This window comes from Flavobacterium sp. UW10123 (genome assembly GCF_040538975.1).
Taxonomy (GTDB): domain Bacteria; phylum Bacteroidota; class Bacteroidia; order Flavobacteriales; family Flavobacteriaceae; genus Flavobacterium.
This window is the reverse complement of sequence record NZ_JBEWQE010000014.1, coordinates 61,172-86,459: the sequence shown is the minus strand read 5'-3', so window position 1 is coordinate 86,459 and position 25,288 is coordinate 61,172. Positions and strand designations below refer to the sequence as shown.

Below are 25,288 nucleotides of genomic sequence, written 5' to 3'. Positions count from 1 at the left end.
TTTTCATTGACCTACCAGATTTATAAAAATATAAATAATTACAAATGTTTATTATGAATATGATACTCCACCATATTATAATATTAGTTTCAATACATCCATAAAGAATTAGCACAATCTCAAAAATCATATTCAGAAAAAATCCTTCCGTAGCACTAATAGCAAGGATAGTCAATAAATGAGGCTCATTGTCTTTAAGTATTCTTGTATAAAATAAATAGTAATAATAATAAATAACATCCATAAAATCTTTTTTTTTATTAATAGCCTAAATGCTCTTCTCTAAAAGGATACCAATAATTATTTTTCCAATCCTGATACCAAATAGTTTTTGTTATTGTCCTACCACCTTCCCATCCGATACCCCAAGCAACTCCGTAAGTCCCTCCAAGAGTTGAGTACAAATTAGAAGATTGCTCAATTACCATACTTGATGTACTTAATTCCCCATTATTATATTGCTTGTTTATTGACCAAGCATTATAAGTCCCAAGACCATATCCAGCTATTTTAAATCCAGTTGATATTCTCGATGCGGAAGCAATTTTGCCTCCTGTATAACCATTACCATTAAAACTTTGACTATATGTTTTCATCTTTTTAATGCTATACCATGTATCTTTATTAAACATTTTATAGTCAACAAGTGCAAAACCTGTTGCTATAGTTGTTAGAATTCCTCCCATTGGATCATATTCCTGATAAGATACTCTAGGATGCTCACTATATTGCTGTATTAATGGTCTCGTATCTTCAATATTATTTGCAGCTTTAAAATCAAAATCACCTTTCGATTTATTTTCTATATACGAAGGCAAATCATAACCTTCTCCAATAGCGCTTGCTCCTAAAGCTGGCTTGTTATTATAATTATCTAAGTAATTATTTGCCACTCCAGTCGTGTACGAGGAAGCTGCACCTGAAGCAGCTCCTGCAAAAGCACTTGTCCAAGCATTAGAAGTCCATTTTCCAGGGTTTAATTGCCCTCCACTTTCGTAAGCTCCTTTTACATATGCGGCAAACAAATAGCCAAAAACAACATTCCAAGATTCTCCACTGGCATCTGTATATCGTAAAGGATTATTCATTACATACCCATAACGGTTGTAGTTTTGCGTATTAAATGGATCTTGTATATTGTTATCTGGCTGCAAAAAACGATGCAGTTTTGAGTCATATAAACGAGCATTCATATTAATCAAACCTACACTCTGCAAATGCTCATGTCCTGTGTAACCCCTATCCAAAATAGTCAGTCCAGACAATGTGTTTCCGGCTCCGTCCTGTACTTTGGCAATAGTACCCCAAGCATCAAAAATTCTTTTTTCTAAAACTGTTCCAGATGGGTCTGTAATTGCTACAATAGAATTTTGGTAATCTCTTTGCAAAAATAAATATTTCTGGTCTGTATCTCCATTGCTTTTAAATACTATTGGTGCAGTATAGCCGTCTCCGCCTATATAGGTAACAAAATCTGTAACTCCTGTTGTTCTATTTTCTTTTATTTCCATAGTACCGTCTGCACTGTAATATTTTCGGAAAGGTCTTTTTAATTTGTCATCCTGCAAATCCCCATAAAACATGGCTGTTCGATAGTTATTATCGTTATAATCGAAACTTACTTTGTCGACATCTTTCTCGTTAATTAAGACAGGACTTTTAAAAACATTATAGTCTATAATTTGAGATGGTTTTGCCTTATAATATTCCAACGCCTCTGAACTTACTGTAATCGAAGCATTTTGGTATGGTTTATCATTTGAGTATGTATATGTACCTAAACTATTCTGGGTAATCCTGCCTTTATCGTCGTAAGCCTGCGTTTCTTTTGCACCGCTAATTCCTATAAATTCTGTTAATCGGTCAAAATTATCATATTTAAAACTTTCGTTCCACGCCATTAAATTGTTGGTACGGTTATCTAAATTTCCTGTAGTTGCATTAAAACTAGTTCCTAAAGACAATATATTAACCGATGGTGTGGTTTTATCAAACTTAAACTGTTTGTTATAACCATAACTATCGTATTCATTAGTTTGTGTTAGTGGTCCGTTTTGAGCGGTCAAAAGTTGCCCTTTGGCATTTATGGTATTGGTCTGCCACAATAGAGCATTAGTGCCATTGTCAAAAATTTGATAAAGCATGCCATTTTTATAACCGTATTTTACTGTTTTACTGCTGGCTTTACCGCCTAATCTCGAAGCTATCGATGCTTCTGTGAGTAAACGACCGTAAGAATCGTATCTATAATCCTTAGTAAATACTGCAAATGGTGTTGATTCGATCTTTGTCCCGATTCGTTTTTTATCATCATAGGCATAATCGCTTTTAATTGTATTTACACCATCATTAAATTGGGTACTTAGCAATAATTTATTCGTTCCATCATACATATATTTTGCTGTAGAATTATAAATTCCTGAAATCGTTTTTTCGTCCAGTCGTCCTGCCGAAGTTAATTTATAGCTCGTTATCCCGTTTTTGTTTTCTTCATTTATAAGATCTCCAAAATCATTATATCCATATTTAAAAACTCCTGCCGAGGGATCTTCCATTTGCACTCTTCTACCCCAGCCATCCTGCAAAAACTTAGTTTTTATTCCATCATAATTGACTTCTTTTAAATTTCCATTTGCAAAATAAGTATATCTAATTTCATTTGAAGGACTATCAAACATAGAAACAACGTTACCAACAGCATCTTTTTTATAGGTTTTGGAGATAGTCCCGTCATTTACTTTTATTGTAAGTGGTGTCTTGTTATCAATATTTATAATTTTTCCTGTATACAAATTTTGACTGGTTACTCTTCCATAATCATCATACTTCGTTTCGTTCCACTGTGATGGCGCCGTCCCAATATAAGGCTCACTTACTTTATAATTTCGATCTTGTATATCGTATGCATAAGAAATATAAGTAAAACTTCCCATTATATTTTTTGAACCAGATTTTATTTTACGTCCCAGATCATCAAATGTTTCTTCGGCAACATTTCCATCTGCATATGTTTTAGTTAAAATAGTATTACCATTACTATTTACATACTTATATTCATCTTTATTACCCAAACAATTGGTTTCGTTTATTTTTTTGAACCATGAATCGTACTCAAACAAAGTTGTCTGCCCTAAAGGATTGGTTATTGATTTTAATGTTCCATTTGAATTATACAGATAGTTCGTAACTAGCTTTTCGGCATCTATTTCTTTACTCAAAAATCGGCCGGACAAATCATATTCATAATTAAATTCTCGTGAGTCTTGTCCTCCTCGAAATGTTCGTTTTATGATATTTCCAAAAGAATCATAAGCACGATCTTCTGTGATATAGTTAGTTGAGGCATCGCCTTTCTTTTTTATCTTCGATAACAACTGTCTAGCATCATAACCATAGATTTCTTCAGTTCTAATTTTTTCACTGCCTAATGTCACCTCTTGTGATTTGCTTAGTGGTCTTCCAATAATATAAGGTGATGTTTGATTTTGATAGGCTATATCTATAATATTTGTCTGCTGTGTTGTCGCACCTTCTTTAATTTCAGTTCTTACTTTTATAGCATTATTATACTCATCATAATCTGTCTTAGTTTCACTGCTCGTATTTTCCAATCCATTAAATTGTTTATTGGAAATATTTTTTAGTTTAAACACTTTATTAGAAAACAATTCACTTTCATAGGCCAATACAGATTTTGTTATAAAAGTCGACGGTTCGTTTATAGATGTATTTGTTCCTTCTGTATTTATTTTTGCCGAAAAAGTGCTACCGGGCTTTATCCAAGTATTGGGTTTTAAAATAATACTTTGAGAAGCGACTAGATTTTCATTTCCTGTAACGGTATAGTCATTTTCTTTTATAATTGAAGACGCTATCCGATTTGAAGATTCACGCAAAGGTTGATGCAAGCCTAATACTGTATAATTTTCGATATTAGCACCACGTAATGACATGTCATTTTTTGAAATATAAGATATAACTGGTGACGTATTATCATGCCAATTTGTTTGCACTTTACTTCTAAAACCTAAAAGTCCCAAGCCCTCAACATTTGTAACCGCACCATAATAAGAAAACATTTTTTTCTTATAGACATCTTTACTTTGTTTTTCTATTTGTGAGACTACTTTAAAACTAGGAAATGATTTGATATCAACATTAGGAAAGTTCTCCAAGTAATCCGAAGAACTATAAACATTCTTATCATTTATCAATGACGAATATGTTATGGTTTCTTTTACTCCATTTCCAGTAGTAATAGACTTTATACTTCTTACGGCATTAGTCAAAGCATCATTATTTACGTAAAATCCAACTTTAAATTTTTCAAGATACGATTGTGTAGCTACTCCGTTAGTATATCCCAAAATTGTTTCCGGTTCGTATATTAAAAGTTCTGGTTTATCACTAAATAATTTACTAGTTTTAATCATTATGGGATTAATCGAAGTATAAAAATATGCATTTAGATTTGAGAAAGTTTGTTTGCTCGATATCCAAACTCCTGAAGTATTTCTTGTTAAATAATTAGTAGTTAATGTAACTTCACTTAGGGGTTGAAGATCTCTTGTTTGATTAGATGTCAAATTCAAAACATCAGTCTTTCCATCATTATCAAAATCTATTGCTAAAATAGTTCTTATCTCACGAGATGGCACAAAAGTAGTTGGAAGCGCCTCACGAATAAACGAATTCCCTGTTGAAAATAATATTTCCCTTTCAAGACCAGGAAGAATAAAATCAGTTTTCCCATCTCCATTAAAATCTCCACTTAAAATGGGATAACTAAAACCAGGAAGAATATTTTCATAAAAAATAACATCTTTACCTTGGTATGTTGAATGAATAAAAGGATATTTTGTCTCCCAAAGTTTAACTAACATTTCATTTTCATCTAAAGTATAGACAACAATAGAATTTTCAACGCCACCTCTAAAAAAAATCAAATCAGTTTTTCCATCACCATTGACATCTCCAGTTTGAATAAATTTTTCGTCTTGATGTACATTTTCAATAAATCCTAAATCTCTTACATAATTTGACTCTTTTCTCCTATCAAGATTTACAAAAAAAAGTTGAGCTCTATGCAAATTACTTCCATCATAATTAACACCTGTATAGTCATTTTTTATTACAATAATATCAGTCAAGTTGTCGCCATTGAAATCCCCATTAAAACTCGTAAGATTCTCTAACCAAGGGTTGTTTGGAATATCAATTTGTTTTATATATTCCGTTTTAACTTGATTACTTGATAAATCCAATGAAAATATCTCAAATTTTCCTGTATATATATTATTATTTTTTTTAAAATATTGATTACACCATGCATCCCTATCCATTACCTTAAATTCATTCTCGATTTTCTCTACACATTTAACAACAAACCTCTTCTTATGATCCCCCCAAATATCTATAGCAGGAATATTAACTTTTTTTGGCGTACTTCCATTATCATAGATTCCTGTGTATAAGACATTAAAATCATCCATAAAATCCAAGTCTCCATCACCATCAAAATCACCAACAGTTGTTTTAGGCGTATAGATACTCCCATAATTAATAGGATCTTGAATATATACTGGCGGTAAACTTGTAATTCCGCTTTTTACTATATCTCCACCATATTTAAAAATCGTGGGACTATAACTCTTAGTTCCGTCACCACTTTTCTCTTGGATTGTAATAAGACGTTCATAACCTAATGAAGATGTATCATGAGTTAAAGAATAATTTCTAAACCCTACATTATTGCCAATAACTTTTATTTCTTTTAATAATCGCTTATTTATAATGCTTAATCCTCCAACATAAGCTTGCTCTAACCGCTGTCTATCATTATAAACAAATTGAATTTCGTTAATTGGGGTTCCCGTTGTTAAACTTCCATATTTTATGGAAACTATATCTAATACACTGTATAAAAGTGAATAATAATAACTAATACGAACTCCTTGAGGGTTCTCCCAATAGTTAATTGCCCAATCCATTGCTGAACGTGAATCTGCAGAGTTTCCATAAGAGGCTTTAGAACCATCAGGATATTCTACTATAAAATACATGGGACCATATTTTGCTCCCAAAGGATCAACCCCATAAGAGGTAACTTTTATATTAGAAAAACTTTCTGTTTCATAAACCGTACCACTTGCTCCATATACTCCACTTGTTCCGTTTTTGACTATTAATCGCTGTCCATCTAAAGAAAATCGATCCAAAGCATTAAAATCAACAGGATCGATTACACCATCATGATATCTCGTTGATGGTATTCTTGAAATTTTTGATATCCCTGCAATGTTCCAGCCATAACCAGGAACGCCATTATTTCCTTGACTATTATATACCAAACTTATTTGTGGTACTACTCCTTTGATTCCTGGAGGAACTGCAATAGGAATTTTGTAAGTTGCTGCACCAGTAAGCGAGACCGATAACTCTCCTTCTGTAATTCCCACTTCTGTTGACTGTCCAAAACCAAATAAACCAATTAATAAAAACAATAGGCTGATATAAAACTTCTTCATTACGAACTACTTTTTAATAATTTTAATAGACTTTTCTCCGCCATCTTTATAAGAAAGCAGCACCAGATAAACCCCTGTAGGATATTGCTGAAAAGGAATGCTTAAATTATTTGCACTAGCGTTAATCTGGAAAGTTCGCAACACTTGTCCTGTCATCGAATAAACATGTACGAAAGACACATAATTATCATGTGCCAATTCCCACTGCAAATACAATTCTTCTCTTACAGGATTTGGGTAGTAAGAAATAACATCTTCTGGAGAGAATTTTTCTAAATCATTTTCAGTTAAGGCTTCTGGTTCTACAATATCTTTTGCAGACTTAGCCAAACAGTTAATGCATAACGTTCTGGTAATTTGATTACCTGCTTGATCGTAGCTGAAGTTGAGCTTGGTTTGAGCAATAGAGAAAAAACAACAGTGAAGAAAAATAAGAAGTAAAGTTTTTTGCACGGCTTGTAAAATTTAAAATATTTCTTACAAACATATAAAATAATTATATTCTTACAAATTTTATCTTAATTTTAACTTTTGAGCATAAAAAAAGCGAGACCTAAATCTCGCTTTTTTGACATATTTATATTTTGAAATAAAACCTTATTCTACCGTAACCGACTTCGCTAAGTTACGAGGCTGGTCAACATTACAACCTCTCATTACAGCGATGTAATAAGAAAGTAATTGCAACGGAATTGTTGTAACTAATGGCGACAATGCATCTGAAGTTTCTGGAATTTCGATTACATAATCTGCTAATTCACGAACTTGAGTATCGCCCTTTGTAACTACAGCAATAATTTTACCGCTTCTTGATTTAATTTCCTGAATATTACTTACAATTTTATCGTAATGTCCTTGTTTTGGAGCAATAACAATAACTGGCATTAATTCGTCAATTAAAGCAATCGGACCATGCTTCATCTCAGCAGCCGGATAACCTTCTGCGTGGATATATGAAATCTCTTTTAATTTCAATGCACCTTCTAAAGCAACTGGGAAATTATATCCTCTACCTAAATAAAGACAGTTTGGCGAATCTTTAAAAGCAGCAGCAATCTCTTTTGCTTTATCATTTGTTTCTAAAGCTTCAGATACTTTCTCTGGAATAATTTCTAATTCTTGAAGATACGTGTGGAAATCTGTATTTGATAACGTTCCTTTTGCTTTTCCTAAACGCAAAGCAATCATCGTTAAAACTGTGATTTGAGTAGTAAATGCTTTTGTAGAAGCTACTCCAATTTCTGGTCCTGCGTGTGTATAAGCACCTGCATGGCTTTCTCTAGAAATAGAAGAACCAACTACGTTGCAAACTCCAAATACAAACGCTCCGTTTTCTTTAGCCAATTTAATAGCCGCCATAGTATCTGCCGTTTCACCAGATTGTGAAATCGCAATAACTACGTCATCTTTATTGATAATTGGATTTCTGTATCTAAACTCAGAAGCATATTCTACTTCAACAGGAATACGTGTAAACTCTTCAAAAATGTATTCTGCTACTAAGCCTGCATGCCAAGAAGTTCCGCACGCTACGATTAAAATACGTTTTGCATTTAAGAATTTCTCTAAGTTATCTTCAACACCAGCCATCTGAACAATACCTTCATTTGCATGAAGCCTTCCTCTGTAAGTATCTTTAATAACACTTGGCTGCTCGTAGATTTCTTTTAGCATGAAATGATCATAGCCTCCTTTTTCAATCTGCTCCAAGTTCATTTGAAGCTCTTGAATGTAAGGATCTACTAAAGAGTCATCTTGGATTTTTCTAATTTTAATTGGCTTGTGCAATCTGATATTTGCCATTTCGCCATCTTCCAAATAAACTGCATTAGAAGTATATTCAATAAATGGTGAAGCATCAGAAGCAACAAAATACTCTCCTTCTCCAACTCCAATTGCTAACGGACTTCCTAGTCTTGCCGCAACAAGTTCGTTTGGATTTTTTTTATCAAAAACAGCAATTGCATATGCACCAACAACTTGGTTTAAGGCAATCTGAACCGCTTTACCTAATTTAATATTTTCTTTCTTTTGGACTTCTTCTATTAAATTAACTAAAACTTCAGTATCTGTATCTGATTTAAAAGTATAACCTCTTTTGATAAGCTCCTCTTTCAAAGGTGCATAATTCTCTATAATTCCGTTATGAATGATCGCTAAATCTCCAGAATTAGAAAGATGAGGATGCGAGTTCACGTCATTAGGGACCCCATGAGTTGCCCAACGCGTGTGTCCAATTCCAATATTTCCGTTTGTCGTAAAACCTTCATTGGCTTTAGCCTCAAGATCGGAAACTTTACCTTTTGTTTTGCAAACTTTAATGCCCGCCTCTTCGTCATACAACATAACGCCGGCACTATCATATCCTCTGTACTCAAGACGCTTTAATCCTTTTATTACAATAGGATAGGCATCTCGGTGACCGATATATCCAACAATTCCACACATATATATTTATTAATTTGGTTTCGTGTAGTATACTTCGAGTCTCAATCTTTTCTTTTCTTGTTCAGAATCAGGTGTCCCACCTTTTTTTCCTCCAAATAAGACTGTACCCAAAGGATTCATAACTGATGTTCTTGGTGCTGCAGAAAAATATATCGCAGGCTCTTCTGGTTTATCCGTATTCAATTGAATTTTGTTCTCCAACGCATTAAATGTAAGTGTTGTAGCACTCTGAGAAACAACCAGCCCTAAATCAACATTTTTAGCCGCTGCATCTTTAATTAAATTACGGATGTGACTTGTAATTCTAATTTTATAACTAGTTCCTCTTTTATCTGAACCTACATTAATCAAACCTCCATAAGCAGAAGAAGCATCACTAGAATAGTCAACTAAAACAGTATTATTTGTCAAATCGTACAAATATATTCTATTTGGCTCATCTGTACCCTTCATTTTAGCAGCATCAATATAGAACACTAAATTGGCTTCGTTAACTTTCCAATTTTTGAAAGTAGCATTATTTCTAATTTCATCTAATTGATCAGGGACTTTATTCGCCCCGTTTACTACTTCGCCTTTAGAGTTATAACTCAACACATCAGTCTGATCAAAAAGTCTTATCACAGCCAAAGACCCTTGCCCTCCTTTTAGATAAAGCTTTTCGTCTCCATCTTTTTTATTCACATTTGTAGTTATAGCGCTTTCATAACTAGGATCTCTCGTATCTTGAAGGAAATTGGCGGTATTTGATGTTCCTGCAGAAAGGCCTTTTAAATTCAATATGATTTTCTTGTTTTCTGCATCTGATGTAGCCTCTGTTTTAGCTTTGTAATAGATTGTAATTTTACCTTCGCTAAAATTTATCAGAGCCATGTTACTTGGACTAGAACCCGATTTTTCAACATTAAAATATAAACCTTTAAAATATTCCTGAAAAACATCTTCAGCTGCAAGTTTTGAAGCATCTACTTTTAAAATTTTATCTTGAAAAAATTCTTTTTTAAGATGTAGTGTCATCTGAGGTTTTTTCCTTTCTGTTGTTACAGTTTTATCAGCATTAGTCGTTTTGATTACAATTTCTTTTGAATTAAAATAAAACTCATCATTCTCTAAAGCACCACCATTATTTAATCTTTCCCCTTCTTTTTCGTTGAAAAATTGAGTATTTTGACTTGTATAATAAAACTGAGGCAGCTGAGAACCATTATTAAAGGTACTACTTCTCATCTGAATTCCAGATTCATAAACACTTAGTTTTAGTTTTCCATTTTTATCTCCGTAAATAGAATCTAACTCATACGTACTGTTCCCATCTTTATCAGTAGAGATAACATGGCTAAAATAAGGAATCTCTATTTTAACACTATCAATAACAGGAGATAGTCCAATAGTTGGAGGATAAGATTCAAGCCCTACTTGAGTTACAAAATTTGCAGTCGTAGTCCCAAAAATCGGATTATTAAAAATACCAAGCGCATTTGGTGTCATATTATTTGACTGGACAGAAGTAACTTCTTGATTAAAAGCTAAAACATCATATTTTTGAGATTCAAGTCCAAAGTGGTCATCTCCAACCAAACCATCACCAATTGCATTAAAATCTTTGTCACAAGAATATAAAAAAACAGCCATTACAGCTAAAAGAGATTTCTTAAAAAAAGAAGTTTTATACATGTCTAATAATAAAATTAAAATTTAAAGTCCAAATGTTCTGTAGAAATTTGTGTAAGCATCTGCAAATCCATCTTTCCCGGCGAAAGGTAAAAAAGGTTTTCCTGAAGATTCTATAAATTTTGTTAAACTTGGAGAAACATTTTCTGACGCGATGATTACACCATCTGAATGTAAGATGCTAGCTTTTAAAACATTCTCGTAATTTGGAGTTTCTAAATCTGATACAGCCTCATGCGGAACGCCGTCAAATTTAACTTTATTGATCATCTCTAAATCTAAATTTTCATCAAACGACTGTCCATAAACAGAAGTAATAATTTTAGTTTCAGAAAACAATGCTTCATGTTTGTAATAATGCTTCATATAAATTGGAAGCATTGCTGCAAGCCAGCCGTGAACATGTATAATATCTGGAACCCAGTTTAATTTTTTTACAGTCTCTACAACACCTTTTGCAAAGAAAATAGCTCTTTCGTCATTATCAGGATACAAAGCGCCTTCTTCATCTGTAAAAGTGGCTTTACGTTTGAAATATTCATCGTTATCGATAAAATAAACTTGGATTCTTTCTTTCGGAATTGATGCTACTTTAATAATCAATGGCATATCTAAGTCATTCACTACCAAATTCATCCCTGAAAGTCTAATCACTTCATGCAATTGGTGTCTTCTCTCATTGATATTCCCATATCTTGGCATGAAAATTCTTATCTGACCGCCTTGGTCATTAATCATTTTCGGAACGTCATAAGACATTAAAGAAACCTCATTTTCAGCCAAATAAGGCACGACTTCAGATGATACGTATAATATCCTCTTATCTTTCATAATAGTATTTTACTTAATTTTGGTAATAAAAACGTCGCAAAATTACAAAAATTTATGCAGTTTATAACTAATATATTATGTTTGCACTAAATTTTAATAATACCTCAATGCATATTTTCTACAGTAAAGCAGCGTTGATAGCCTATCTTAAAACTATCAAAACCGCAAATTCAACTATCGGATTTGTACCAACAATGGGCGCTTTACACCAAGGACATTTGGCTTTAATGCAACGTTCGCTTAAAGAAAACGACGACACAGTAGTGAGCATTTTTGTCAATCCAACACAATTTAATAACCCAGAAGATTTAGCAAAATATCCTAGGACACTAGAAGAAGATGTTAAGAAAATGCGTACATTAAGTGATAAAATTATTTTATATGCACCTTCGGTTGAAGATATTTATGAAGGAAATACTGTTTCGCAGACTTTTGACTTCGACGGATTAGAAAACCAGATGGAAGGAAAATTCAGACCTGGTCATTTTAATGGCGTCGGAACAATTGTTAAAAGGTTATTTGAAATCGTAACTCCAACAAATGCTTATTTTGGAGAAAAAGATTTTCAGCAGCTTCAGATTGTTAAAAAATTAGTTGAAAAAACAGAATTGCCAGTCAACATTGTCGGATGCCCTATTTTTAGAGAGGAAAACCAACTTGCGATGAGTTCACGTAATGAACGTTTGACAACTGAAGAAAGAAAAGACGCTTCGATCATTTACAAAACTTTAACCGAGGCAAAAGACATTTTTCAAAATCACAGTCCGCAAGAAACAATCGAATTTGTAGAAAATTCTTTCAAAGACAATAAAGAGTTCGAACTAGAGTATTTTGTTATTGCTGACGAATCTACACTTTTATCTATCGATCAAAAAGAGAATGACAAAAAATACCGAGCATTTATAGCAGTATTTGTTAATTCTATAAGACTGATAGACACCATTTCATTAAATTAATCTAACTTTGCATCATGCAAATTCAAGTTATAAAATCAAAAATTCATCGTGTTAAAGTAACCGGTGCCGATTTAAATTATATTGGCAGTATTACTATTGATGAAACTCTACTAGAGGCTTCAAATATTATTGAAGGCGAAAAGGTATCTATTGTTAACATTAATAATGGCGAGCGTTTTGAAACTTACGCTATTAAAGGTGAAAAAAATTCAGGCGAAATCACTTTAAACGGTCCTGCAGCAAGAAAAGTTCAAAAAGATGACATCATCATTATCATTTCTTATGCAACCCTAGATTTTGAAGAAGCAAAAACCTTCAAACCTTGGATTATATTCCCTAATGAAAATGACAATTCTTTAACCTAAGATTTTCTTTTTCTTACCGAATTTCCCTACTTTGTCAAAAGCCATTTTTGAACAAAACACCTTTCTTTTGCCTCAAACCAAAACGGTTCTGATGCTAAAACACTGTGCTTCAATTTTTACCTCAATTATCAAAGAAGCAAATAAAATAGTATATTGCTACACTATTTTCAATACTTTTTTAATTTACTGAAATGCCACAAATCATGAAAAAAGTTTACCTACTAACACTTTTGATTTCTATCACGTCGTTTGCCCAAAAAACGTACGATAATATCAAATCAGAAAAACTGGGAGAAGAACGTAGAATTACGATCGGACTTCCAGCTTCTTATGAAGCAAACAAAGACAAAAAATATCCTGTTCTTTATTTATTAGATGGAGATTACTTATTTGATCCATTTTCTGGAGCCGTAAGTTATGGTACTTATTGGGATGATATTCCAGAAATGATCATCATCGGAATTCATCAAAACAAAGATGAAGAACGCTACGATGACACAACAATCGACCAAAACGAGGGACTTCCTTTTGAAAAAGGCGCAAAGTTTTTCGAATTTATTGGAGCAGAATTAATTCCTTATATCGAAAAAAAATATCGCACCACGCCTTTCAGACTTATTGCAGGTCATGATGTAACGGCAAGTTTTGCTAATTTTTATTTATACAAAGAAATTCCGCTTTTTAATGCATACATCTGCTTAAGTCCAGAGCTTGCTCCAAAAATGGAAGTGCGTATTGCTGAGAAATTCGCAAAAATAAAAAGCCCTATTTTCTATTACCTTTCTGCTGGAGAAGGCGATATTAAGAAAATTAAAGAACCGATAGATAAATTAAACAGCAATATTAAAATCGCTAATAATCCGTTAGTGAATTATAAATATGATGTATTTAAAGGTGCAACACATTATACAGAAGTTTTGCATTCTATACCAAGCGCATTGTACCAGATTTTTGAAGTATATAGACCTATAAATTCTGCCGAATACAACGACAAAATTGCGGTTCTTCAAGAAGGTTATGCAGAATATTTAGAAAAAAAATACGCTACAATGTCTGAAGCTTTAGGAGTTCAAATTCCTGTTCGAATGAGCGATTTTAAAGTAGTAGAAAATCTTATTTTAAAAAGAAATGCCTATAGCGAACTAGGAAAAATGGCTGAAATAGGAAATGTAAATTACCCAAAAGCCATGTTGGGAGAATATGAATTAGGATTAATGTATGAAAAACAAGGTGATCCTAAACATGCTTCGAAAAAATACCAAAACGCTTCGCAAATGGAGCCAATTGGCGATTTGAACAAAGACATGATGTATGAGAAAATTGATGAAATGAATACACTTGCTAAAAAAAGTAAATAATGTCAAAAGTTAAAACTTCCTTTTTCTGCCAAAACTGCGGAACCCAATATGCCAAATGGCAAGGGCAATGCAATGCGTGCAAAGAATGGAATACGATTGCCGAAGAAATTATTCAGAAACAGGATAAAGTGGCTTGGAAAAGTGAATCTGCTCCAACAAGCAAAGCTCCTAGACCATTAAAAATTAATGAAATTGATTCTACTCAGGAAGTTCGAATGGACACAACCGACAGCGAATTGAATCGTGTTTTGGGTGGTGGACTTGTTCCTGGATCTTTAACGCTTTTGGGCGGTGAGCCCGGCATCGGAAAAAGTACACTTTTACTTCAAGTTTCATTAAAATTACCATACAAAACTTTATATGTTTCAGGCGAAGAAAGTCAGAAACAGATCAAAATGCGTGCGGAAAGAATTACACCAAACAGCGAAAACTGTTATATTCTAACGGAAACCAAAACGCAGAACATTTTCAAACAAATCGAAACCATTCAGCCTGAAGTAGTCATTATTGATTCAATTCAGACGCTGCATACCGATTATATCGAATCGACCGCAGGAAGTATTTCTCAAATACGCGAAACAACTGCCGAGCTCATCAAATTTGCCAAAGAAAGCAATATCCCAGTAATCTTGATTGGACATATTACGAAAGACGGAAACATTGCTGGTCCAAAAATTTTGGAGCACATGGTGGATACCGTTTTGCAATTTGAAGGCGACAGAAATCATATTTATCGAATTTTACGTTCTCTCAAAAACCGTTTCGGCTCAACATCAGAACTTGGGATTTACGAAATGTTGGGCAGTGGTTTAAGAGAAGTAAGCAATCCTTCTGAAATTCTGATTTCGCATAAAGACGAAGAACTTTCAGGAACTGCAATTGCCACAACTCTTGAAGGTATGCGCCCATTAATGATTGAAATTCAATCCTTGGTCAGCACAGCCGTTTACGGAACGCCTCAAAGAAGCACAACGGGTTACAACGCCAAAAGACTAAATATGATTCTAGCTGTTTTAGAAAAAAGAGCTGGATTCCGTTTAGGCGCAAAAGACGTTTTCTTGAATGTCACTGGTGGAATTTCTGTTGATGATCCTGCAATTGATCTAGCCGTTGTTGCCGCAATTTTATCTTCCAACGAAGATATTCCTGTTGGGAAAGGTTTTTGTTTTGCTGGCGAGGTTGGACTTTCTGGCGAAATTCGTCCTGTTAATCGTGTAGACCAGCGTATTCAAGAAGCTGAAAAATTAGGTTTCGATACCATTTTTGTTTCAAAATACAACAAAATAGCTTTAAAGAATACAGGAATTAAAATTGAACTTGTTGCAAAAATTGAAGATGTTGCAAGTATCCTTTTTGGCTGATTTCAAATACCACTCCTCCTATGAATTTTCCAAAACAAAAAATATACAAGGCATTAAAAATACTAGGAATAGTAATTTTAGTGCTTTGCATCGGACTGTATTATTTTCGTAATTCACTTTTAAAACAGGCCATTGCAAAAGTTACCCACAAAATGGCTGTTCAGTACAACAGTAATTTTTCTGTAGAATCGGCTTCTTTTGATGGTTTATCCACTATAAAATTGACAGATGTTGTTCTGGCACCAATAAATGCTGACACACTTGTCAAAATAAAAAACGTAGAAACTAGCATTAGTTTAAGCAATTTATTAATTGGAGATGTTCAAGTTGGAACTCTAAAAGTAGACAATGGATATATTCAGTTAGTAAAAAAAGGCAAAAAACGAAATTTTGATGCTTTCTTAAAAAGAGATAGCGAAGAAACAGAGTCAAACGAAAAACGAAAATATGCTTCATTTGCTTACAGAATCATTTCGAAAGTATTGAATTTAGTTCCGACTGATATGGATTTAAAGAATTTTAAATTCAAGATCGACGATAACGGAAAACAAACTCATATCGATGTAGACAAACTAGTTTTAAACGATAAACAACTAGAAACTAACCTTCATGTTCAAGCTAAAGATTTTGATCAGCGTTGGAACATTAAAGGATTTGCAGATCCAAGAAACAAAAAAGCCGACATTCGATTCTTCAATTTAGATACAGGTGCTATTCGCGTTCCGTATTTGGATCAGCGTTATAACTTAAAAGCAAGTTTTGATTCTATTCGATTGAATGTTCAGAATATTGATAAAAGCGGAAGCGAATTACACATAGATGGTTATACTTCTATTGCCAATCTTAAAATTAATCACCCAAAAATTGCAAGCAAAGATGTTATCATCAAAAATGCTCGCTTTGATTATCGCTTTTTACTGGGAGACAGCTTTATCTCGATTGACAGTACTTCGACTATGCAGTTGAACAAAATCAAGGTTCGCCCTTATATTTCTTACGATACCGAAAAAGATACGATTTATACTTTGAAAGTCGATATTCCTAAAATGAAAGCGCAGGATTTTATTGTTTCGCTTCCTGACGGATTATTTACACATTTTCAAGGAATGCAGGCTACTGGAAATTTTGATTATAAACTCGATTTCAAATTCAACAAAAACAAACCAAACACACTTGTTTTTGACAGCAAACTGAACAAAGAAGATTTACGAATCACAAAATATGGAGAAGCCGATTTAAATAAACTAAATAGTGAATTTGTTTACCGTGCGATTATTCAGAATGTGTTGCAAAGACCCGTTTTGGTCGGAAACGCAAATCCAAATTACACACCTTTGGATCAGATTTCTCCTTATCTGAGAAAATGCGTTTTAACTACAGAAGACCCTTCTTTCTTCTCACATCGTGGATTCATAAACGAAGCTTTCAAACAATCGATTCTAAAAAACATCAGAACGAAGAAATTCTCTCGCGGTGCCAGCACGATCAGCATGCAGTTGATTAAGAATGTTTTCCTTACTAGAGAAAAGACGCTTTCGCGAAAGCTGGAAGAAATCCTTCTAGTTTACATTTTAGAAAACAACCGAATTGTAAGCAAAGAAAGAATGCTGGAAGTGTATTTCAATATTATTGAATGGGGACCAAATGTATACGGAATCGGCGAAGCCAGTCACTTTTATTTCCAAAAAAGCCCAGCTGACTTAAATGTAGATGAATGTTTGTATTTGGCAACGATTATTCCGAAACCAAGAAAATTCATGTATCAGTTTAACGATCAAGGTAATTTGAAGGATTATGCTATTAAAAACCAGAAATTCTTAAAGAATTTGATGTTTAGAAGAGGACTTCTAGTTCCTGAAGATACAACTGGCATATTACCAGTTTATATTTCGGGAAATGCTCGATCTTTAATTAAAATCAAAGTTCCTGATTCGACAGCGATTAAAACCGATTCTTTGGCTGTTGATGATGAATTTGATTTGTAATTTTCTGCCGCGAAGGCACTAAGACACAAAGTTTTTTTCTTTTTAATCTCGCAAAGACGCAGAGTCGCAAAGTTAATTTTTTAAGTTCAGTAGCGTCCAGCTTTAGCTGGGTGGAAATATAAATGCAAATCAAAGGGCTTTAGCCAAACGTGTAAAGTTTGGCTAAAGCCCTTTTCTATTTCGATCATAATCCCCTAGCTTAAGCTAGGGGCTATTCAAAAAAAAACTTTGCGACTCTGCGTCTTTGCGAGATTAAAAAAAACTTCGTGTCTTAGTGCCTTCGTGGCAGAAATCTTCTTCGTGGCAAAAAAATTAAGGAGCAGGATCAGGAATTATAGTCTGAACCGCATCAATCTCAGCTAAGATTTGTTTAGAAAGCACAACATCAATCGTATCAATGTTTTCTTTTAATTGTTCTAAAGTTGTAGCGCCAATAATCGCACTTGTAAGGAACGGTTGTTGCAACACAAATCCCATTGCCAATTGTGTTAACGTTAAACCGTGTTTTTTAGCGATTTCCTGATACAATTTTGTCGCTTCTGTACATTGATCGCTATTATAACGTTTGTATTGCGGAAAAAGGTTAATTCTTGCTTTTGGGTGACTTTCGCCAGTTAAGAATTTTCCAGTCAAAACTCCAAAGGCTAAAGGTGAATAGCCTAACAAACCAACATTTTCATATTTTGAAACTTCTGCTGAATTTACTTCAAACAAACGATTCAATAAAGAATATGGATTTTGAACGGTTTTGATTCTTGGCAGATTGTTGTATTTGCTTTCTTCCAAAAGACGCATCATTCCCCAAGCATTTTCATTAGAAACTCCAATGTGTTTGATTTTACCTTCTTTGATTAATCCGTCGAAAGTTTCTAATATTTCTCTAAAATTATCTTCCCAAACATCATCGTGTCCGTGAAAAGCGCGCTGTCCAAAATTATTCGTTTTTCTTTCTGGCCAGTGCATTTGGTACAAATCGATGTAATCTGTCTGAAGTCGTTTTAAACTTTGCTCAACAGCAAATTTGATACTTGCTGGAGAAAAATCCAGTTTCTCACGCATATATCCAAAATTCGGATTTGGTCCAGCAATTTTAGAGGCTAAAATTACTTTATCTCTATTTCCTGATTTCTTAAACCAAGTTCCAATAATTTTTTCTGTGCTTCCGTAAGTCGCTTCACTCGCAGGAACTGAATACATTTCAGCTGTATCGAAGAAATTTATTCCTCTTTCAAGAGCGTAATCCATTTGTTCGTGCCCTTCGGCTTCTGTATTCTGCTGCCCGAAAGTCATTGTTCCAAGGCATATTTTACTAACTTTTATATCTGTGTTGGGTAATGTTGTGTATTTCATTTTTTTCTTTAAAGGTTCAAAGTTGCAAAGGCTCAAAGGTACAAAGGGATTTTTCAAATCGGAATGCGGTAAAGGTTAAAAAAAGTACAAGGTTTTGGAAACCTTATAGAAAACAAAAAGGCTCAAAAGTAAAAATCTTTGAGCCTTTGAACCTTTGCAACTTTGAACCTTAGTTTATACTATTAAGCATCTCCGCAATCTCGTCTAATCTTGGAGTCAAGATAATTTCGATTCTGCGGTTTTTAGCTTTTCCTTCCGGAGTTGCGTTACTCGCTAATGGAGAAAACTCACTTCTTCCAGCTGCAGTTAATTTTTGTTTATTGATTTTTGGGTTTTCGCTTAAAATCGCTACGATTGCCGTTGCTCTTTTAGTCGATAAATCCCAGTTGTTTGCAATTGGCCCAGAACCTGCATACGGATCATCGTCTGTATGACCTTCGATTAAAACAGAAAGATCTGGATTATCGCCTAAAACTTTTCCAAGTTCTACAACCGCTTTTCTTCCTTCTACACCAACTGCCCAGCTTCCTGAATTGAAAAGCAATTTGTTTTCCATAGAAACATATACTTTTCCGTTTTTCTGTTCAACAGTCAAACCTTTACCTTCAAAACCATTCAACGCTTTAGATAAAGTTTCTTTAAGTTTACGCATTGACTCTTCTTTAGCAGCAATCATATCTTCCAGTTCTTTCAAACGATTGGCCGTTTTATCCAAACGAGCCTGTTCATCTGCAAGAGCTTTTCCTTTCGCTTCCAATTGTGCTAATAATTCACGGTTTTTAGCCATGTTTTTCTCTAATGCATCATTGCTGTTTTTCTCTAATGCATTGTACGAATCCTGAAGTACTTTATATTTCTTTTGTTCAGCAGCAAGATCTGCTTTTTGTTTTGCCAAATCATCATTAGCATTTGCTAAATCTTTAGTCAATTTATCACGATCGGTTTCTAACTGATTCTTCGCTTTCTTCAAACTTTCATTTTCATCAGCAATAGAACGGTTTTCTTTTTTCAAATCAGAATATTTTGTTTCAAGATCATTGTAAATTTTCTTAGAAACACATGACGTTGTGGACAAGGCTAATGCCAATAATCCGATGGAGGCTTTTTTAATCATCTTCATTAATTGGTTTTTATTTTGGGCATTTAACAATTTTTAAATTTCAAAATTTAATGCCAATCGCAATATCAATTTTAAAACTTACATTTTCTCAACAAGAACAATACCAAAATTTAATCAATTTCGACTAAAATCGGACAGTGATCTGAATGCATAGCATCAGGTAATATAACAGCTCGCTTTAATCTCTCTTCTAATGCATTGCTAACTAAATTATAATCGATACGCCAACCTTTGTTGTTTCCTCTTGCTCCCGCACGGTAGCTCCACCAAGAATAATGGTGCGGATCTTTATTAAAATGACGGAAACTATCAATAAAACCAGATTTCATGAATCCATCCAGCCAAGCACGTTCAGCCGGAAGAAATCCAGAAACCGTTTTATTACGAACAGGATCGTGAATATCTATCGCTTCGTGACAAATATTATAATCTCCGCATATAATTAAATTTGGAATCGTAAGCTTCAATTCATTGATATAATTCTGAAAATCATCCATAAACATGAATTTGTGATCCAATCTTTCAATGTTTGTTCCAGACGGAAGATATAAACTCATTACAGAAACATCATCAAAATCTGCACGAAGGTTTCTTCCTTCAAAATCCATGTGATGAATTCCTGTTCCGTAAACAATATTGTTCGGTTTTGTTTTAGAAAGAATCGCTACTCCGCTATATCCTTTTTTGGTTGCAGGATAGTAATATTGAAACGGATAACCTGCTGCTGTAATATCATCAACTGGAATTTGATCCTGTGTTGCTTTTATTTCCTGAAGGCATATTACATCAGGATTTGCTTGCTGCAGCCACTCGATAAACCCTTTGTTTATTGCCGCTCTAATTCCGTTTACATTATAAGAAATAATTTTCATCAGTGATTTTTTTAGGATTCCAAATGTAATAAAAAAGTGCAAAGTTTGTCTTGGAAACAGTGAAAAGTAGACTTTTTTGTTATCTTTGTTCGCTGTTCTAATAATTTAAAAGTAGTAGATGGGTTTAGTTACCGCGAAAGAAGTTGCAAAGGCAATAAATGTTGAAAAGTACGGAGTTTTCGGTACCTTTTCTGGCTGGATTCTTATGAAGGTTCTTAAGATCTCGACCCTTAATAAAATTTACGATCGTAATAAACATTTGGAAGACCTTGACTTTTTGAATGGAATTTTGGATGAAATGGAAATTAAGTTCGAAATACCAGAAGAAGATTTAAAACGTCTGCCAAAAGATGGCGCGTATATAACAATTTCTAATCACCCTCTTGGTGGAATTGATGGGATTTTATTATTGAAATTAATGCTTGAAAGAGAGCCAAATTTCAAAATCATTGCCAATTTCTTATTGCATAGAATTGCTCCGATGAAAAAATACATTATGCCCGTTAATCCTTTTGAAAACCATAAGGATGCAAAATCGAGCGTAATTGGCATTAAAGAAACGTTACGTCATTTGAGTGATGGAAAACCTTTGGGTATTTTTCCAGCAGGTGAAGTTTCAACTTACAAAGATGGTAAATTAGTAGTAGACAAACCTTGGGAAGAAGGTGCTCTTAAACTAATCAGAAAAGCAAAAGTTCCTGTAGTTCCAATTTATTTTCATGCCAAAAACAGTAAATTATTTTACTGGCTTTCTAAGATTGACGATACTTTAAGAACTGCAAAATTACCTTCTGAGCTTTTGACTCAAAAAGACCGCGTAATTAAAGTCCGTATTGGAAAACCAATTTCTGTAAGCGAGCAAAATGAAATAGAATCTTTTGAAGAATATTCAGAATTCTTGAGAAAGAAAACCTATATGTTGGCAAATCCGTTTGAGAAAGACACCAAACTGATTGATACAGCAAGTCTTAAAATACCTAAAGCACCTAAAAAAATTGTCACGCCTGCAAGCGAATCAAAATTGATTGATGAAGTTCAGGCTTTACGTATTAGTGACAGCAGATTTTTGCAAAGCAAAAACTACGAGGTTTTCTTTGCAAGTGCAAAAGAAATTCCGAATATTTTACACGAAATTGGACGCTTACGAGAAATCACTTTCCGTGAAGTTGGTGAAGGAACAAATGAATCTATTGATATTGATGAATATGATCAATATTATCACCATATGTTTTTATGGGATGATGAAACCAAAAAAATCGCAGGAGCATATCGTATGGGATTAGGTTCTGAAATCTATCCAAAATATGGAATTGAAGGTTTCTACTTAACAGATCTTTTCAGATTTGAACCAGAACTTCACGATATGATGCACAAATCGATCGAAATGGGTCGTGCATTTATTGTGAAAGAATATCAGCAAAAACCAATGCCTTTATTCTTATTATGGAAAGGTATTATCCATACTACTTTGCGTCATCCTGAACACAAATACTTGGTTGGTGGTGTAAGTATCAGTAATCAATTTTCTGATTTCTCTAAATCATTGATGATTGAGTTTATGAAGTCTAATTATTACGATCCGTATATCGCACAATATATTCATCCGAAAAAAGCATACAAAGTTAAACTGAAAGATGCTGATAAAGATTTTATCTTCGACGAAGCAGAATCTGATTTGAATAAGTTTGATAAGATTATTGACGAACTGGAACCAGGAAACTTACGTCTGCCTGTTTTAATTAAGAAATACATCAAACAAAACGCCAGAGTAGTAGCTTTTAACGTTGATCCATTATTCAATAACGCTATTGATGGTTTAATGTACATTAGAATCGCAGATATTCCAGAAAGCACTATGAAACCTGTTATTGAAGAGTTTCAGATTGAATTGGAAAAAAAATTATCTGAGAAGGAAGATTAAAAAATCTTTGAGTATATAACAAATAGAAAATCCCATATACCTAATTAGTAAATGGGATTTTTTATTATTTAAAACCAACCTTTATAACCAATCTGATAAGTTTGATAAAACTCTTCATCGCTTTTGGTCAAATATATAATTCCTTCGATAATTCCGATTATACCACCGATTCCAAATGCAAAACCAAGAATAAGCTGAATTATTCCTTCTTTAGTATAGCCTAAGTAGAATTTATGGATTCCTAGATATCCTAATAAAATAGCGAGAATTCCTGCTACCACTTTTTTATTTTCCTGCCCATAACGCGGATTGTTCCAATCTTCTCTCTTTGTATTTTCCATAATCTTAATTTTTAGTATTCTTAAAATAGTACTTAAACAAAAAATCTGATTGTTGCGAAATCAGATCGTGATTTATTAAAACCAAATTGACTGATGTAAGATATCATCAAAAGAGTTGTTTCTCACAAATAAAATCAATCTTATAAAATGATAAACACCCAGAAAAATAGCCAATCCGTAAGCGAGTTTCCTGTTATACAAAAGTGCAGTAAAATATTCTTTTTTGGTAATCAATTCTGTAATTAAAACCACAATCGTTACTGCACAAAAAGCAATAACAAAAGGACCTAAAATGTGATAAGAAATTGATTTGTATAGATCTCCCTGATAAAAATAAACTAGAGACTTTGTAATTCCGCATCCCGGACACGGAAAACCTGTCAGCATCTTAAAAGGGCATAATGATTGATCTGTTTCCAAATGATCATTATGATTATGAAGCATTAGAAAAAACGGAATTATCAGTGTAATTGCCGCACCGATAATTCCGTAAATTTTACGTCTTGTTTGCGTATTATTTATATAATCTGTTGATATCACCTTGTACAATCATTGCTGCCGCCATAGGAAAAAATAATCCTAAAATAATTAATAATGTAGATTGGTCTTTTTGTAGCTCACCAGTTTTTTCATAAACTTTAGGCAATGCATCTTTACCAGCTAAGTAGTAGAAATAAATATTAACTGGCATACAGCAACCTGCAAAAATTGCAACTGGCTGCGAAATAACTTCTCTTTTTGCCACAGCGTTAAAAACCTCAGCTACTTTAATATTCCAATAAATTAAATACAATCCGCAGGTTAAAAATCCAAATAGTAAAACCATAATAGGATCTACCTTAAATACTGGGATTTGTTCTTCAAAATTATTCGATGTTTCTTGTAATTCCATCTTTGCTTAAAAAATTTATTAATTCCTACTCTTCGGATTTTCGGCTTTCTCCAAACTCAAAAAAACAATCTATTTAGACTCATTCTTTTAAAATTCGGAAACAATATTATTAAAAATTAACAAATAAAACTAATCTCTCTAAATAAAATTTACAAGAAAAAACTCGTTATTAAATTCTAAAGGCTGTAGGCTAGTTTTTATGGTATACCGCTTTAATTTTGTCAACAATCACCTGTGCTAATCGCTCATGGCTTTCAAAAGTCCAACCTGCAATATGAGGCGTTAATAAGACATTTTTAACTTCCATGAGATACTGCAGTGCTTCTGGCGTATTGTTTTCTTGAAATAAGGTTTCAAACGAAAGTTTTTCATATTCTAGAACATCCAAACCTGCACCTAAAACTTTTTTCTCTTTCATTGCTTCAACCAAATCGGCCGTAACAATGTTTTTACCACGTGAGGTATTTATAATCCAAAACGGCTTTTTAAAGGCATTTATAAACGCTTTGTTGACCATTTTATCTGTTTCTGGTGTCCAAGGAAGGTGAAGGCTTAAAACATCGACTTTTTCGCGTAATTCTTCCAGTGAAACCTGTTTCGCATTTTCGTCTCCAACATTATCCAAAATATCATAGCATAAAACCTCTGAATCAAAACCTTTTAATTTTTTAGCAAAAGCTTTTCCCATGTTTCCGTAACCAATAATTCCTACTGTTTTTAAATCCAGTTCATGACCGCGATTGCTTTCGCGATTCCACTGTCCGGCTTTTACTTCTGCATCAGCTTGGTTTAGATTATTAAATAACGACAAAATCATCCCCAAAGAATGTTCTGCAACAGCATTGCGATTTCCCTCTGGAGCCGCGATTAGATGGATTCCTTTTGCAGAAGCATACTCACAATCAATACTTTCCAAACCTGCACCAACTCTTGCAATAAATTGCAACTTTGTTGCAGCGTCTAAAAATGTCTTATCAATCTTGAAACGGCTTCTAATTACAATTCCGTTATACTCTTGGATTTTTGCTTCTATTTCTTCTTTTGAAGATTTAAAATCGGCATGGTTTTCAAAACCAGCTTCTTCTAATTGATTCCAAAGAATCGGATTATTGCTGTCGATATGAAGAATTTTTATGCTCATTTATTTAGAATTTTTAGAAACACAAAAATACAGGAAATGTTTAAGATTTCATTTTAAGCCATACATTTTAATCTCGCAAAGTCACAAAGTCAGGAAGAAATAATTTAACAGCAAAAAAACATAAAAAAACTTCGTGCCTTTGTCCTTCG

18 protein-coding genes are annotated in these 25,288 nt (G+C 33.5%); 6 read left to right on the top strand and 12 right to left on the bottom strand.

Annotated elements, in window-relative coordinates; all coding sequences use genetic code 11:
* Positions 1-260 precede the first annotated feature (260 nt).
* The 5 genes from ABXT06_RS17040 to ABXT06_RS17020 form a co-directional block, all read right to left on the bottom strand.
* Positions 261-6,527, bottom strand: a complete 6,267-nt coding sequence (locus ABXT06_RS17040) for an RHS repeat-associated core domain-containing protein (RefSeq protein ID WP_354591807.1) — start codon at positions 6,525-6,527, stop codon at positions 261-263.
* 6 nt (positions 6,528-6,533) lie between these two features.
* Positions 6,534-6,980, bottom strand: a complete 447-nt coding sequence (locus ABXT06_RS17035; protein WP_354591806.1) for a T9SS type A sorting domain-containing protein — start codon at positions 6,978-6,980, stop codon at positions 6,534-6,536.
* Between the two features lie 144 nt (positions 6,981-7,124).
* Complete coding sequence (glmS, locus tag ABXT06_RS17030) at positions 7,125-8,975, bottom strand: glutamine--fructose-6-phosphate transaminase (isomerizing) (protein WP_354591805.1); 1,851 nt, start codon at positions 8,973-8,975, stop codon at positions 7,125-7,127.
* A gap of 9 nt (positions 8,976-8,984) precedes the next feature.
* A complete protein-coding gene (gene bamH, locus ABXT06_RS17025; protein ID WP_354591804.1) occupies positions 8,985-10,649 on the bottom strand; it encodes a BamH family beta-barrel-assembly machinery protein in 1,665 nt (554 codons plus the stop codon).
* Positions 10,650-10,670: 21 nt separating this feature from the next.
* Positions 10,671-11,477 carry a glycogen/starch synthase gene (locus ABXT06_RS17020; protein ID WP_008465476.1) on the bottom strand — a complete coding sequence of 269 codons (807 nt, stop codon included), beginning with the start codon at positions 11,475-11,477 and terminating at the stop codon, positions 10,671-10,673.
* 77 nt (positions 11,478-11,554) lie between these two features.
* On the opposite strand from ABXT06_RS17020, the gene panC reads away from it, so the two are divergent.
* From panC to ABXT06_RS16995, 5 genes are all read left to right on the top strand, one after another.
* Entirely contained in the window at positions 11,555-12,433 is an 879-nt protein-coding gene (gene panC / locus ABXT06_RS17015; RefSeq protein ID WP_354591803.1) for a pantoate--beta-alanine ligase, read from the top strand.
* 14 nt (positions 12,434-12,447) lie between these two features.
* Positions 12,448-12,798: an aspartate 1-decarboxylase gene (panD, locus tag ABXT06_RS17010; protein ID WP_008465481.1), complete on the top strand. Its 351-nt coding sequence runs from the start codon at positions 12,448-12,450 to the stop codon at positions 12,796-12,798.
* Positions 12,799-13,001: 203 nt separating this feature from the next.
* A complete protein-coding gene (locus ABXT06_RS17005; protein ID WP_354591802.1) occupies positions 13,002-14,156 on the top strand; it encodes an alpha/beta hydrolase in 1,155 nt (384 codons plus the stop codon).
* Positions 14,156-15,517: a DNA repair protein RadA gene (gene radA, locus ABXT06_RS17000; RefSeq protein WP_354591801.1), complete on the top strand. Its 1,362-nt coding sequence runs from the start codon at positions 14,156-14,158 to the stop codon at positions 15,515-15,517. Before ABXT06_RS17005 ends, radA begins: the two co-directional genes overlap by 1 nt.
* Before the next feature lie 20 nt (positions 15,518-15,537).
* Positions 15,538-17,502 (top strand): transglycosylase domain-containing protein, encoded by a 1,965-nt coding sequence (locus ABXT06_RS16995; protein WP_354591800.1) that lies wholly within the window; start codon positions 15,538-15,540, stop codon positions 17,500-17,502.
* Between the two features lie 312 nt (positions 17,503-17,814).
* Here the strand turns inward: ABXT06_RS16995 and ABXT06_RS16990 are convergent, their stop codons facing one another.
* The 3 genes from ABXT06_RS16990 to ABXT06_RS16980 all read right to left on the bottom strand — a co-directional run bounded on the left by ABXT06_RS16990 (position 17,815) and on the right by ABXT06_RS16980 (position 20,844).
* Positions 17,815-18,852, bottom strand: coding sequence for an aldo/keto reductase (locus ABXT06_RS16990; RefSeq protein WP_354591799.1), 1,038 nt, complete (start codon positions 18,850-18,852; stop codon positions 17,815-17,817).
* Between the two features lie 169 nt (positions 18,853-19,021).
* Positions 19,022-19,966: an OmpA family protein gene (locus ABXT06_RS16985; RefSeq protein WP_354591866.1), complete on the bottom strand. Its 945-nt coding sequence runs from the start codon at positions 19,964-19,966 to the stop codon at positions 19,022-19,024.
* Between the two features lie 116 nt (positions 19,967-20,082).
* Positions 20,083-20,844 carry an exodeoxyribonuclease III gene (locus tag ABXT06_RS16980; RefSeq protein ID WP_354591798.1) on the bottom strand — a complete coding sequence of 254 codons (762 nt, stop codon included), beginning with the start codon at positions 20,842-20,844 and terminating at the stop codon, positions 20,083-20,085.
* Positions 20,845-20,962: 118 nt separating this feature from the next.
* Here ABXT06_RS16980 and ABXT06_RS16975 point away from each other — a divergent pair, with 118 nt between their 5' ends.
* Positions 20,963-22,765, top strand: coding sequence for a GNAT family N-acyltransferase (locus ABXT06_RS16975; protein WP_354591797.1), 1,803 nt, complete (start codon positions 20,963-20,965; stop codon positions 22,763-22,765).
* Between the two features lie 68 nt (positions 22,766-22,833).
* Here the strand turns inward: ABXT06_RS16975 and ABXT06_RS16970 are convergent, their stop codons facing one another.
* The 4 genes from ABXT06_RS16970 to ABXT06_RS16955 form a co-directional block, all read right to left on the bottom strand.
* Positions 22,834-23,106: a TM2 domain-containing protein gene (locus ABXT06_RS16970; RefSeq protein ID WP_354591796.1), complete on the bottom strand. Its 273-nt coding sequence runs from the start codon at positions 23,104-23,106 to the stop codon at positions 22,834-22,836.
* Between the two features lie 75 nt (positions 23,107-23,181).
* A complete protein-coding gene (locus ABXT06_RS16965; RefSeq protein ID WP_354591795.1) occupies positions 23,182-23,646 on the bottom strand; it encodes a DUF2752 domain-containing protein in 465 nt (154 codons plus the stop codon).
* Complete coding sequence (locus ABXT06_RS16960; protein WP_354591794.1) at positions 23,621-23,998, bottom strand: DUF4234 domain-containing protein; 378 nt, start codon at positions 23,996-23,998, stop codon at positions 23,621-23,623. Before ABXT06_RS16960 ends, ABXT06_RS16965 begins: the two co-directional genes overlap by 26 nt.
* Before the next feature lie 190 nt (positions 23,999-24,188).
* Entirely contained in the window at positions 24,189-25,139 is a 951-nt protein-coding gene (locus ABXT06_RS16955; protein ID WP_354591793.1) for a 2-hydroxyacid dehydrogenase, read from the bottom strand.
* Between the last annotated feature and the right edge of the window lie 149 nt (positions 25,140-25,288).

What these genes read in the sequence shown, in the direction of transcription:
- ABXT06_RS17005 (WP_354591802.1), top strand. Translation starts at nt 13,002, where the DNA reads ATGAAAAAAGTTTACCTACTAACACTTTTGATTTCTATCACGTCGTTT.
- ABXT06_RS16980 (WP_354591798.1), bottom strand. Translation starts at nt 20,844, where the DNA reads ATGAAAATTATTTCTTATAATGTAAACGGAATTAGAGCGGCAATAAAC.
- ABXT06_RS16985 (WP_354591866.1), bottom strand. Translation starts at nt 19,966, where the DNA reads ATGATTAAAAAAGCCTCCATCGGATTATTGGCATTAGCCTTGTCCACA.
- ABXT06_RS16975 (WP_354591797.1), top strand. Translation starts at nt 20,963, where the DNA reads ATGGGTTTAGTTACCGCGAAAGAAGTTGCAAAGGCAATAAATGTTGAA.
- ABXT06_RS16955 (WP_354591793.1), bottom strand. Translation starts at nt 25,139, where the DNA reads ATGAGCATAAAAATTCTTCATATCGACAGCAATAATCCGATTCTTTGG.
- ABXT06_RS16960 (WP_354591794.1), bottom strand. Translation starts at nt 23,998, where the DNA reads ATGGAATTACAAGAAACATCGAATAATTTTGAAGAACAAATCCCAGTA.
- panC (WP_354591803.1), top strand. Translation starts at nt 11,555, where the DNA reads ATGTTTGCACTAAATTTTAATAATACCTCAATGCATATTTTCTACAGT.
- panD (WP_008465481.1), top strand. Translation starts at nt 12,448, where the DNA reads ATGCAAATTCAAGTTATAAAATCAAAAATTCATCGTGTTAAAGTAACC.
- ABXT06_RS16970 (WP_354591796.1), bottom strand. Translation starts at nt 23,106, where the DNA reads ATGGAAAATACAAAGAGAGAAGATTGGAACAATCCGCGTTATGGGCAG.
- ABXT06_RS17040 (WP_354591807.1), bottom strand. Translation starts at nt 6,527, where the DNA reads ATGAAGAAGTTTTATATCAGCCTATTGTTTTTATTAATTGGTTTATTT.
- ABXT06_RS17020 (WP_008465476.1), bottom strand. Translation starts at nt 11,477, where the DNA reads ATGAAAGATAAGAGGATATTATACGTATCATCTGAAGTCGTGCCTTAT.
- glmS (WP_354591805.1), bottom strand. Translation starts at nt 8,975, where the DNA reads ATGTGTGGAATTGTTGGATATATCGGTCACCGAGATGCCTATCCTATT.
- radA (WP_354591801.1), top strand. Translation starts at nt 14,156, where the DNA reads ATGTCAAAAGTTAAAACTTCCTTTTTCTGCCAAAACTGCGGAACCCAA.
- ABXT06_RS16995 (WP_354591800.1), top strand. Translation starts at nt 15,538, where the DNA reads ATGAATTTTCCAAAACAAAAAATATACAAGGCATTAAAAATACTAGGA.
- bamH (WP_354591804.1), bottom strand. Translation starts at nt 10,649, where the DNA reads ATGTATAAAACTTCTTTTTTTAAGAAATCTCTTTTAGCTGTAATGGCT.
- ABXT06_RS16990 (WP_354591799.1), bottom strand. Translation starts at nt 18,852, where the DNA reads ATGAAATACACAACATTACCCAACACAGATATAAAAGTTAGTAAAATA.